General features: G+C 34.1%; 10 protein-coding genes and 1 other RNA gene. 8 read left to right on the plus strand and 3 right to left on the minus strand.

Annotated features, from left to right (window positions below):
* Window positions 1–54: 54 nt before the first annotated feature.
* The 7 genes from dnaJ (at window position 55) to P8625_RS02150 (ending at window position 7,151) form a co-directional block, all read left to right on the plus strand.
* The gene (dnaJ, locus tag P8625_RS02120; RefSeq protein WP_279651857.1) at window positions 55–1,179 is read left to right on the plus strand and encodes a molecular chaperone DnaJ; all 1,125 of its coding nucleotides are present in this window, start codon (window positions 55–57) and stop codon (window positions 1,177–1,179) included.
* Window positions 1,180–1,361: 182 nt separating this feature from the next.
* Window positions 1,362–1,669, plus strand: an RNA gene (gene rnpB, locus P8625_RS02125) — RNase P RNA component class A.
* Between the two features lie 220 nt (window positions 1,670–1,889).
* Window positions 1,890–4,157 carry an aconitate hydratase gene (locus P8625_RS02130; RefSeq protein ID WP_279651858.1) on the plus strand — a complete coding sequence of 756 codons (2,268 nt, stop codon included), beginning with the start codon at window positions 1,890–1,892 and terminating at the stop codon, window positions 4,155–4,157.
* A gap of 104 nt (window positions 4,158–4,261) precedes the next feature.
* Window positions 4,262–4,933 (plus strand): Crp/Fnr family transcriptional regulator, encoded by a 672-nt coding sequence (locus P8625_RS02135; RefSeq protein ID WP_279651859.1) that lies wholly within the window; start codon window positions 4,262–4,264, stop codon window positions 4,931–4,933.
* A gap of 75 nt (window positions 4,934–5,008) precedes the next feature.
* Window positions 5,009–5,893 (plus strand): anti-sigma factor, encoded by an 885-nt coding sequence (locus P8625_RS02140; RefSeq protein WP_279651860.1) that lies wholly within the window; start codon window positions 5,009–5,011, stop codon window positions 5,891–5,893.
* 74 nt (window positions 5,894–5,967) lie between these two features.
* A complete protein-coding gene (locus P8625_RS02145; protein WP_279651861.1) occupies window positions 5,968–6,666 on the plus strand; it encodes a peptidoglycan DD-metalloendopeptidase family protein in 699 nt (232 codons plus the stop codon).
* Between the two features lie 11 nt (window positions 6,667–6,677).
* The gene (locus P8625_RS02150; protein ID WP_279651862.1) at window positions 6,678–7,151 is read left to right on the plus strand and encodes a DUF6495 family protein; all 474 of its coding nucleotides are present in this window, start codon (window positions 6,678–6,680) and stop codon (window positions 7,149–7,151) included.
* A gap of 3 nt (window positions 7,152–7,154) precedes the next feature.
* Here P8625_RS02150 and P8625_RS02155 read toward each other — a convergent pair whose 3' ends face one another.
* Window positions 7,155–7,850, minus strand: coding sequence for an SIR2 family NAD-dependent protein deacylase (locus tag P8625_RS02155; protein ID WP_279651863.1), 696 nt, complete (start codon window positions 7,848–7,850; stop codon window positions 7,155–7,157).
* Between the two features lie 111 nt (window positions 7,851–7,961).
* Here P8625_RS02155 and P8625_RS02160 point away from each other — a divergent pair, with 111 nt between their 5' ends.
* Complete coding sequence (locus tag P8625_RS02160; protein ID WP_279651864.1) at window positions 7,962–8,630, plus strand: TrmH family RNA methyltransferase; 669 nt, start codon at window positions 7,962–7,964, stop codon at window positions 8,628–8,630.
* A gap of 1,037 nt (window positions 8,631–9,667) precedes the next feature.
* Here the strand turns inward: P8625_RS02160 and P8625_RS02165 are convergent.
* Together P8625_RS02165 and P8625_RS02170 are read right to left on the minus strand one after the other, a co-directional pair.
* Window positions 9,668–10,549: a hypothetical protein gene (locus tag P8625_RS02165; RefSeq protein ID WP_279651865.1), complete on the minus strand. Its 882-nt coding sequence runs from the start codon at window positions 10,547–10,549 to the stop codon at window positions 9,668–9,670.
* 262 nt (window positions 10,550–10,811) lie between these two features.
* Window positions 10,812–12,134 carry a hypothetical protein gene (locus tag P8625_RS02170; protein WP_279651866.1) on the minus strand — a complete coding sequence of 441 codons (1,323 nt, stop codon included), beginning with the start codon at window positions 12,132–12,134 and terminating at the stop codon, window positions 10,812–10,814.
* Window positions 12,135–12,184: the final 50 nt, after the last annotated feature.

The raw sequence follows: 12,184 nt of genomic DNA on the forward strand, positions 1-12,184 counted from the left end.
AATTTTCAGTTATCAATGGTTTATTGTTAACTGAAAATTGTCAATTAAATTAAAATGGCAAAACAAGATTATTACGAAATATTAGGTATAACTAAATCGGCGTCAAAAGCTGAAATCAAGAAAGCATATCGCAAGATGGCAATTAAATACCATCCCGATAAAAATCCTGATGATAAAGAAGCAGAAGAAAAATTCAAACTAGCAGCAGAAGCTTATGAGGTGTTGAGCGATGATAACAAAAAAGCTCGCTATGATCAGTACGGACATGCTGCTTTTGAAGGAGGTCAAGGAGGCTTCGGTGGAGGTGGTATGAATATGGATGACATATTCAGTCAATTCGGAGACATTTTCGGAGGCGCTTTCGGTGGCGGCTTTGGAGGTTTCGGCGGCGGAGGTCACCGTCAGGCACGAGTAAAAGGTAGTAACCTACGAATTCGGGTGAAACTTACCTTAGAAGAAATAGCCAAAGGAGTAGAAAAAAAGGTAAAGGTTCGTAGAAAAGTCCAAGCAGAAGGAGTTACCTATAAAACCTGTTCAACATGTAATGGTAGCGGACAGCAAATGCGTGTTACCAATACAATTTTAGGAAGAATGCAAACTGCTACCACATGTAGTACTTGTCATGGAGCAGGAGAAACGCTAGATAAAAAACCAAGCGGAGCAGATGCACAAGGAATGGTTGTAAAAGAAGAAACCGTTGCGATTAACATTCCAGAAGGAGTTACAGAAGGAGTACAGTTAAAAGTTGGTGGGAAAGGAAACGAAGCACCAGGAAAAAACGCTGTGCCCGGAGATTTATTGGTGTTAATTGAAGAAGTACCACACGAAAGCTTAAAGCGTGAAGGAAGCAACATTCACTACGATTTATATATTAATTTCTCAGAAGCAGTTTTAGGAACATCGAAAGAAATAGAAACAGTTACTGGAAAAGTGAAGATTAAGATTGAGCCAGGAACGCAGTCGGGTAAAATTTTACGTTTAAAAGGAAAAGGATTACCAAGTATAGAGCGTTATGGCCATGGAGATTTCTTAATTCATATAAATGTATGGACACCACAAGAATTAACCAAAGATCAGCGTAAATTTTTCGAGGAAATGCAAGAAGATGAGAACTTTAGCCCAAATCCTCAAAAGTCAGACAAATCGTTCTTCGAAAAGGTAAAAGATATGTTTTCTTAAAAAAATGTGAAAAAGTTAATTTTTTTCTAAAAAAATTTTTTTAAAACAAAAAACAGTTATATATTTGTAGTGTCTAGGAGACGTTCTAGACACTTTTTCTTTTTCATAGCAATTTTCCCACTCAATTCTTTTGAGTGGGTTTTTTTATGAATAGAGGTGCGAACTTTTATGTAATAACAATATAAGCAGACCTATCTTATCGACTTGTAACAATATATAAGTAGGAAAGTCTGGACACCATAGAGTAGCATAGCGGATAACATCCGTCCGGTGTAAACCGAGGACAAGTGCAACAGAAAGAATGTACAGGTAATGCTGTAGTGAAACCAGGTAAACTCTATGCGGTGCAATGCCATGTACATTAGAGCTTGAGCGTTACTCGCGCGATTCTAAGGGGTAGGCAGATTGATTCTGAGAGTAATTTCAGAACTAGATAAATGATAAGAACCTTTTTAAGGTACAGAATCCAGCTTATGGGTCTGCTTTTTATTCTTTGACTGAAAGTCATAAATTCAATAAAGTTTAGGGAGTAACTTCAATTATCAATATGATAAAAAAATCACATTTAAAACCGCTTTTTTTGTTAAATTATCTTTTTTTAAGGTTTTAATTGTTATTTATTTATTAATTACTTCAATAGAGTGTTTATCTTTTAATTTTAGCCTAAAAAGCGTACTTTTGCATAACAAAAATTAACAAAATTATACTATATGGCTTTTGATATTAATATGATAAAGGAGGTATACAGTAAAGTAGTAGAACGAGTAGATGCCGCTCGTGAAATTACAGGTAAACCTTTAACATTAGCAGAGAAAATTTTATACACACACCTTTGGGAAGGAACACCAACGAAAGCCTTCGAAAGAGGAAAGGACTATGTTGATTTTGCACCAGACCGTATTGCTTGTCAAGATGCAACAGCACAAATGGCGTTGTTACAATTTATGCAAGCAGGTAAAGACAAGGTAGCTGTACCTACAACTGTGCATTGTGATCATTTAATTCAAGCAAAAGTAGGTGCAGATAAAGATTTACAAGCAGCACTGAATAATAGTAATGAAGTATTTAATTTTTTAGAGTCTGTTTCTAACAAATACGGAATTGGTTTCTGGAAACCAGGAGCAGGAATTATTCACCAAGTGGTATTAGAAAACTACGCATTTCCTGGTGGTATGATGATTGGTACCGATTCTCACACCGTAAATGCAGGAGGTTTAGGAATGGTAGCTATTGGTGTTGGTGGAGCAGATGCTGTAGATGTAATGGCAGGAATGCCTTGGGAATTAAAATTTCCAAAATTAATTGGAATTAAATTAACCGGTAAATTATCTGGTTGGACAGCACCTAAAGATGTTATTTTAAAAGTAGCTGAAATTCTAACAGTAAAAGGAGGAACAGGTGCCATTGTTGAATATTTCGGTCCAGGAGCTACCGCGATGTCTTGTACAGGTAAAGGAACGATTTGTAATATGGGAGCAGAGATTGGAGCAACAACCTCTACTTTTGGTTACGATGAGTCTATGGAGCGTTATTTACGTGCTACCGACAGAAACGATGTAGCAGATGCGGCTAATGAGGTTAAAGAATATTTAACAGCAGACCCAGAAGTATATGCAAACCCTGAACAATATTTTGATCAGGTAATTGAGATTAACTTATCTGAATTAGGACCTTTATTAAACGGACCTTTTACTCCAGATTTATCTACTTCGGTAGGAGAAGAAATGACTAGGAAGGCTCAGGCACATGATTGGCCATTACAAGTAGAGTGGGGGTTAATAGGTTCTTGTACCAACTCTTCTTACGAAGACTTATCACGTGCAGCTTCTATTGCACAGCAAGCTATAGATAAAGGACTAAAAACGAAAGCAGAATTTGGTATCAATCCTGGGTCAGAGCAAGTACGTTATACTGCTGAAAGAGACGGAATTTTACAAGTCTTTGAAAAATTAGATGCTAAGATATTTACCAACGCTTGCGGACCATGTATTGGTCAATGGGCACGTTACGAAGACCCAAAGAATGCACCTAAAAATTCAATAGTCCACTCATTCAATAGAAATTTTGCAAAACGTGCTGATGGTAACCCAAATACACACGCATTTGTGGCTTCACCAGAATTAACAGCAGCTATTGCCATTGCAGGACGTTTAGATTTTAATCCGTTAAAAGATACCTTAATTAATGAGAATGGAGAAGAGGTAATGTTAGACGAACCAACAGGTTGGGAATTGCCTCCGAAAGGATTTGAAGTTGACGACAACGGATATTTAGCACCAGAAGCTGATGGAAGTCATGTAGTCATAAATGTAGACCCTAATTCAGAACGTTTAGAATTATTAACCCCATTCGAACCTATAGGAGATACGATTCAAGGAGCAAAACTATTAATCAAAGCATATGGTAAATGTACAACCGACCACATTTCGATGGCAGGACCTTGGTTACGTTACCGCGGACACTTAGACAATATCTCTAACAATATGTTAATTGGTGCAGTAAATGCGTTTAACATGAAAACAAACTTCGTGAAAAACCAATTAACAGGCGAGTACGATGCAGTACCTAAAGTACAGCGTGAATACAAAGCAAAAGGAATTAAAACAGTAGTTGTAGGAGATCACAACTATGGTGAAGGTTCTTCTCGTGAACATGCGGCAATGGAACCTCGTCATTTAGGGGTGGCTGCCGTATTGGTAAAATCATTTGCACGTATTCACGAAACAAACTTAAAGAAACAAGGAATGCTAGGTTTAACGTTTGCGAACGAAGCAGACTATGATTTAATTCAAGAAGATGACACGTTCAACTTCGTAGACCTAAATGAGTTTGCTCCAGGGAAACCATTAACAATTGAGGTGGTTCATGCTGATGGTTCCAAAGATACGATCATGGCGAACCATACCTATAATGAAGGACAAATTGAATGGTATAAAGAAGGTTCGGCTTTAAACTTAATCAAAAAGCAAAATGCCTAAACAGTATTTTTAAAAAATAAGTAAAGCTAAAAGCTCTGGAGTTTTCCAGAGCTTTTTTTGTAAAGAAGTTTTAAAACGAACGACATAGTTACAAAGGCAAAACTATGAGTGCACTTTGGTATTTCGAAGACGTAAACTTATTTAAAATATTATGTCCACACAGATATAAAGATTATAAACAAGAACATTGTTTGTCTGTGTATAAAAAAAAGGATTACATATATTTTGAAGAAGACGCCGCCAGCAAGCTCTATTTAATAGATAAAGGAAAAGTTAAACTAGGTTATTATACCGAAGAAGGAGAAGAAGTAATTAAGGCAATATTGTCGAAGGGAGAAATTTTTGGTGAAAAGGCAATTTTAGGAATTGATACAAGAAACGAATTCGCACAATCTATTGATAATACTACAGTAGTTTGCCCTGTATCTACAGAAACGATGCACTCATTAATGAGAAAAAATGTATCACTTAGTTTTAAAATATATAAATTCATTGGAATAAGAATTAAAAAACTAGAACGAAGGCTTCAATTATTACTATTCAAAGATACACGTACCCGTTTGTTAGAATTTTTTAAAGAACTATGTGAAGACTATGGTCACGAATGTGAAAAAACAGGAGACCAAATAATCGAACACCCGTACACTCAAAAAGATATTGCAACACTTATAGGAACCTCAAGACCAACTTTAAATACGTTAATGAATGAGTTAAAACAAGAAAAAATGATTGATTTTAACAGAAAAGAAATACGATTGCTAAAAAAAGTTGCCTAAGTGTAAGCTAGCTAACATTTTACTGAAAAATAGGTCGATACCTTTGTTTTTGTATAACTTAAAATTACAAAAACAATGAAAAAAATACTTTTAACAGTAGCAGCAATAAGTGCGTTAACTTTTACTGCTTGTAGTAATGACGATGATAATACACCAACTACCTCAAACCTAAGTTTAAACGTGAGCGGTTTAGAAAATCTAGGAGCAGACTATGTATATGAGGGCTGGATTATTGTGGGAGGAGCACCCGTATCGACAGGAACATTTAATGTAAATGATTCAGGCGAATTGTCGCAAACCTCTTTTGTAGTAGATTCAGACATGCTATCATCAGCATCTACTTTTGTACTATCAATCGAGCCAGCAAACGATTCAGACCCTGCACCAGCAGCCACTAAAATTTTAGCAGGAGACTTTTCAGGAAGCTCAGCAAGTATTACTTCAACAGGAATTGTTGGAGATTTTTCGAATGCAGCAGGGAAGTATATTTTAGCAACCCCTACAGATGGCATGAGCAACAACGAAAGAAGTGGTATTTGGTTCTTAGACCTTACAGGAGGAAGTCCAGCCACCAGCTTATCACTACCTACCTTATCAGCAGGATGGAAGTATGAAGGATGGGTTGTTATGAACGGTACCCCAATTAGTACAGGAACATTTACCGATGCAGCCATGGCAGACGATAATGCAGCAACAACAACGTTTAAAGGAGATGTAAATGACGGGCCAGCTTTTCCAGGAGAAGACTATATAAACAATGCACCGACAGGATTAATGTTTCCAACAGATTTAAGAGGAGCGACTGCAGTTATTTCAGTAGAGCCAGATCCAGACAACAGTCCGAATCCATTTACCTTAAAACCTTTAGCACACGGAGTACCAGCAGATGCTAACGACCATGTAACATATACCATGGGAGCAGGACCTGTTGTTCAAATTAGCGGTACGGTAACAAGGTAGAAAAACCTGTATTAGTTATAAATATAAGAGTAATCAAGTATCTTTGGTTACTCTTTTTTTATAGAAGTATAATTATGACAGATTTTTTAAAAAACATATCTCAACAACCCTTGCACGTAGTTGATGCGAGCATACCTTTAACACAATACACTCCAATATCAATAGCAGCATCGAACGAAGAATTATCGTTCGATGTTTCCTCATCTAAAGAATGGGAGTCATATTTAGCAACCTTTTTTTCGAAGCACCAAAAAACGGTTGCGTACGGCGGATATTTAGAAACAAGAGCTATTTATAACAGAAGCGAGCACTTCAATAAATTATCAGCAGAAAATCAACGAAACATTCATTTAGGAATAGATGTATGGTGTGATGCAGGCACTGCTGTTCTAGCTGTTTTAGATGGAGAAGTACACAGTTTTAAAAACAACACCAATTACGGAGATTATGGACCAACAATTCTTCTTAAACATTCCATAGCGGGGCAGGAGTTTTACTCCTTATACGGGCACTTATCATTAGCATCTCTTGAAAATTTGGAAGTTGGGAAAAAGGTAAAACAAGGAGCGCAAATAGGAACTTTGGGCGATAGTTCGGTGAACGGAGACTATGCACCACATTTACATTTTCAGCTTATTTTAGATATTGAAGATTATAACGGAGACTACCCGGGAGTCGCTTCAAAAAAGACCTTAGATTATTACAAGGAAAATTGTCCGAACCCTAATTTATTATTAAAATTGCCGGATGAAACGAACATCATGAATTACTAAAATTTGAACCTTTGAAATATAGACAACTTACCAAAGAGCAGTTTGTAGGATTGCATGAAGAATTTGCACGCTTTTTAGCATCGCAAAACATCGATAAAAATGAATGGGATGCACTAAAAAGAGAAAAACCACACGTAGCAGAAGATGAGATGAATGTATTTAGCGATGTCGTTTGGGATGATGTACTCACAAAAACAGCGTACTTAGAACATTTTTCTCCAAAGTTGGTCAACCTATTCAAATGCGAGGATGAAGAGATACATCGTATTGTGATAAAAATTGATAAAGAGGTCAATGTTTTAGAGCAAGAAGGATTTGAGTGGTTACTTAAAAATCCAACCGATGACACCATTGAAATTTTAAGAGGTTCAAAAGCATATCAAGAAGAAAGAAATGTGGAGCTATTCGATTTAATTGAAAAAGGAAGTAACATTTCTAAAGGAGAACTCTACGAATATTTTGACCGATTAACCTCAAATTCATAAAATCTAACCATCAAGGTCTTTCAGTATAGTGATTAAAGCGTCAGTACCCCTGCTCGCTACCTCTTTAATGATCGTCAAGTTGTTAAAATCATTTTTAGTAATCGTAGGTCTTGGGTCGATAAAATAAATAGGCGTATCGTAGGACACGTAGTTGATCAAACTCGCTGCGGGATATACTTGCATCGAAGTTCCGATAATTACTAAAATATCGGCTTGCGAAGTAATTTCAGCAGCCTTTTCTAAAAGCGGCACATCTTCACCAAACCAAACAATATGCGGGCGTAATTGGGCATTTTCTTCGCATACATCACCCATAACAATATCTTTATGCCAATCGTAAACAAGGTGTTTATTTTGAGTGCTACGCGCTTTTAACAATTCACCATGTAAATGAAGTACTTGGGTACTACCTGCTCGCTCATGCAAATCGTCTACATTTTGAGTGATAATGTCAACTTTAAAGTCATTTTCTAAAGAAGCCAGATTGTAATGTGCTTTGTTAGGAGCAACCTCTAAAAGTTGTCTTCTGCGTTGATTGTAAAAATCTAATACCAATGCAGGATTTGCACGAAACCCCTGCGGAGAAGCTACTTCGTAAATATCGTGCCCCTCCCACAAACCATCGGCATCTCTAAACGTTTTCAACCCACTTTCGGCACTCATTCCTGCCCCTGTTAATACCACCAATCGTTTTTTCATAGATAAAAAATAAAGTCAAAAAATTAATGTTAAAATATCTAGCGTGCCATTAAAAAGACACGAGCCTATTTCTCTGCGATTAAAAATAGGAAAAATTACTATGTTTGTTACATGATTGATGAAGGATTATTAGCGTATTTAGAAGGATACATTACAGAAAAAAGAAAAGAAACGTTTCACCGAGTTTTAAACGAACGAACACGTCATTTCACCGTAGTGTTAGAAGATATTTATCAGCCACACAATGCAAGTGCGGTGGTAAGAAGCTGCGATATTTTCGGAGTACAAGATGTATATGCGATTGAAAATAAATTCGTTAATAAAGTATCTAGGCATGTGGCAAAAGGAAGCCAGAAATGGTTAGACATTCATCGATATAAAGAAGATGGAGACAATACAAAAACTTGTTTAGAAGAATTACGAGCAAAAGGGTATCAAATTATAGGAACCACGCCACATACCAATTCTTGTATGTTAGCGGATTTTGACGTAACTAAAAAAACGGCGTTTGTTTTTGGTGCTGAAAAAGATGGAATTTCAGATGCTATCAAACAAGAAGCAGATGGATTTTTAAAAATTCCGATGGTAGGTTTTACCGAAAGTTTAAATATATCGGTAGCAGCGGCAATTACCCTACAAGATGTAACCACACGTTTAAAAAAAACAGCGGTCAACTGGCAACTTTCAGCAGAGGAAAAGAAGATGTTGTATTTTAAATGGATACAAAACACCCTTAAAGATCCAGAGAAACTCATAGCGCATTATTATAATAGACAGTAATCAATTTTGTATAAAATAGATGTCATAGTAAACAAGAGAGAAAAAATATAAGCTAAATGATAAGAAAGAAAATTATAGGTTTTGTTATTATTTTAATGGGCATGTTAGTCCTTTTTTATAAAGAAGATAGGTTTTGTGGTTGGGCAGGATGTGTTGATCTATCTTTGGAAAATATAATTATTAGTTTAATTTTAATACTGGTAGGAGCCTTGTTTTTTAAATAGTTGAGCTTAATACGTTATAGAAATCACGTTAAATGATATACCTATGAAAGAATTCATACTATTTATGGTTTTTTATTTCGCATTGAGGTTTACTGTCTCTTCGAGTAAAATTAGTTGAATGAAATGAAAATAATTTTGTATCGAGAAGTATTAGCATGTCTCTCGATAGCGCTGCTGAGCCTAGCCGAAGTACCATTTTTAAATCATTACTATCCTTAAAAATCACTCGAACTGATGGTATGCGAAAAAATTATTCGTTAATCGCCTCACGCGAGTATAGAATATCTACGACCTGCTGAAATAGAACTCAAAATCGGAATCAATAACTTTAAAAAGTCGCTTAAAAAAAGCTATAAAATTTAGTAGGTGTCCTAATCATAACGACACACGAAGCCTAATTGGAGTGATACTCCATGCCTAATTGGAGTTGTCTAGTCCTGAAATATGGCTACAGGTTAAAGATTGATTTTACCCTGATAATTTACATACCATATTTGGTGTTTTAAAGGCTAAAGATAAATGTAATCTTGTTTGGTTGTATAGATTGACAGCACTTTTTGTTGCTTTTCATGGTAACAGTTTGAATTTAAAGTTAGTAAATTGTAATTTATAACTGTCCTGATTTTAGGGGGATGTCAAAAAAAATGTACCCCATTACTTAACATCTTTTGTTCTAAGCTTTCTAAAAGAAGAAAATAAGGAGTTAAAAATTTTGGTTTAGTGCTAAATAAAGTCCTTAAATATCTTTAAAATGAATTCCTTTTTTTGAAATTTGGGGGTTGTGCATCAGCTACTAGTGTTGGCAATAGTTATTTAATTATCGAAATATTCAAATTCATAAAACATTTCAAATTCTCTATTTGTTACACTATTCACATATCGTTCATATATTATATTATCCAAATGATCTAATTTATAATTAATGGAGTCTATTTCTTTATGATCTCTCAAATGGTTAGTGAATATTGAAATTGTTTGAATTCCTTTTTCGTCATATTTATAAAAACTTGTGCAGCAATATTCATTATCTCTGTATGTTATGTTACTTTTTACTCTATCCATTTCGTCATAAGTATTGAAAATAGTATGATAACCGTATTTATGCTTTAACATTTTATATGTTTTAGAGTATATAAAAACTTCTTTTGTTATTTCTTTTGAAGCTGAAGTTCTTGTAATTATAATCTTATTTCCAACATATGAGATTTTTTTAGTATACCTTTTGTTAGGATTTCTATTTATTATTTTTGTTGGTTTACCATCTGCTAAATACTCAATAATTATATCTAGGTTATATTCATAATTTTTATTTTCTTGTAAGTTATTTTCTATAATATTTTTTATTCTATTTTTTTTGTCATAGCTGATTTTTTTTATTGTTAGAGTATCACCATTTCTTACGTTTATCTGTTTAATCAAATTATTGTTGGAATCATAGTAATATTTTGCTGTTCCTGCATATTTATATTCAGACTCGATTTTATACCCTTCCTTATTAAATCTATCCATTCTATCAAATTCTTTGTAAGAATCACTTGAACCTTTTCTATATGTGATAACTTTTTTGACATTACCTTTGTAATCACTTTTATTATAGTCCAAAATATTTTTTTTATTTGGAATAAAATTCAAATTATCGTCTATTTTTGCGTACTTAAAGTTAAAATTAGGTATTGAATCAACTTCTTGTTTCAAGATATCATAGTCAGATAAATCAATAAATTTGGTGTTTTGTGTTTTCAGATTATTACTTGATTCAGGTTTTTTTTTGCATTGACTCAAGCTAAGAAATGTAAATATTAAAAAAAGGTATTTCATTATTTTTATAATTATTGTCAACGTTCAGTATAAGAATAGTAGCCGAGTGCGTTGCACTTCCCTGTCAAGTAACTGGAAAGTTGAAGCGGGCTACAGCCCTTGAAATTACTACTGTCTCGGCTATTATTTTTATACATTGTTAGGCACTGGTGTTTAGTAGATTATCTCTAAATTCGTTACTAATATTTTTAATTAATTCCGTTAGTTTAGTTAAATCAGATTGAACAATATCTAATTCTTTCAATTTCTCAAAAGGAATTTCTACTACTAGTTCATATCCAAATGAAATATCAAATTGATTTTTTCCTGAATTTATAATCTTATTATTCCACTTACACTCATTTTTCCAATCAAAATTTAGACTATTATCAAAAAGAGCTTCTATTTCATCCCAATCTTTCCCCCGTTTCTTCCTTCCTGTGAACTTATAAAAGTTATTCCGTGTATAGAGGTCAGAGTTTAAAACATTATCTCCAAACCATAAGCCAGTAAAATATTTTTGAAAGCTTGTGAATTTAATATGGTAAGTTTTAGTTACAGAATATGTTTCATCTAAAATACTAATGTTTTGGCTAAAAACTGGATTTGCTTTAAAAAGACTATGTCCTTGAGCTTTTGTATTCCCTGGATATATAGCTACAATCAAGTCTCCATTTTTATTAATATTAAATAGTATTTCTTGAGCCCATCCTTTATTAAATTCAATTCCTAATCTGTCATTATAATGAAGTTTGGTAATACTGCTATCTATTTTTGAGGCCTCAATTATTGCAGAGTCTATCCGCCTGAATATTGAGTTTTTGTTATTGCTTTGTAAAGAATTAATTGGAGATTCAGGTAACCATCTATAATTATGACTTTTTACAAGAGAAACAAAATCAGCTAAGAATCTATTTGTATTGCCAAATGACTTTTCAAAACTTAACACTTTAACTGCAATCGCCATTAGTTTTGCCCAATTCAAATCAAAAGGTGTAATAACCTTACCATGTTCTTTTTCGTTAAGTGAATTTGTATTTGCTTCATCCGAACTAATAACATTAAGTACCTGATTATAGAGTTGTGCAGTACAGTCATAATTATCTCTTTTCGCTTCAATTATCAGATAAACATCATTTACCTTAATAACTAGGTCGCAAATGGGGTCGTAATTCCTATCGTTTTTTGCTCCCCAAAAATCCCCAATTTCTGCTTCACTTAGAGTTATTGCAAAGATGTGTTCATATTCAAACAATTGACTAGTTCTTTTCTGAATATCAATAGAAATTGTTGTCTCACTTTCCAATGAGTCAAATAGCTGACTATAAAATTTTGTTCCTTTAAAAACTTCCTTCAATATTTCGTGAAAAAATAATGAATCTTCTTGAAGACTAATCGCAAATGCTCTAGTTAAATCGTTCTCTAATTGATAACTCCTTTGAGAGTTTGTATAGGTTTTGAAAATATTTAAATGACTATTCATTTTTGTTGTTCCTTTCGTAGACGGTTCACTTGTGCCTAACGGTGAGTATA

This window comes from Tenacibaculum tangerinum (assembly GCF_029853675.1).
Taxonomy (GTDB): domain Bacteria; phylum Bacteroidota; class Bacteroidia; order Flavobacteriales; family Flavobacteriaceae; genus Polaribacter; species Polaribacter tangerinum_A.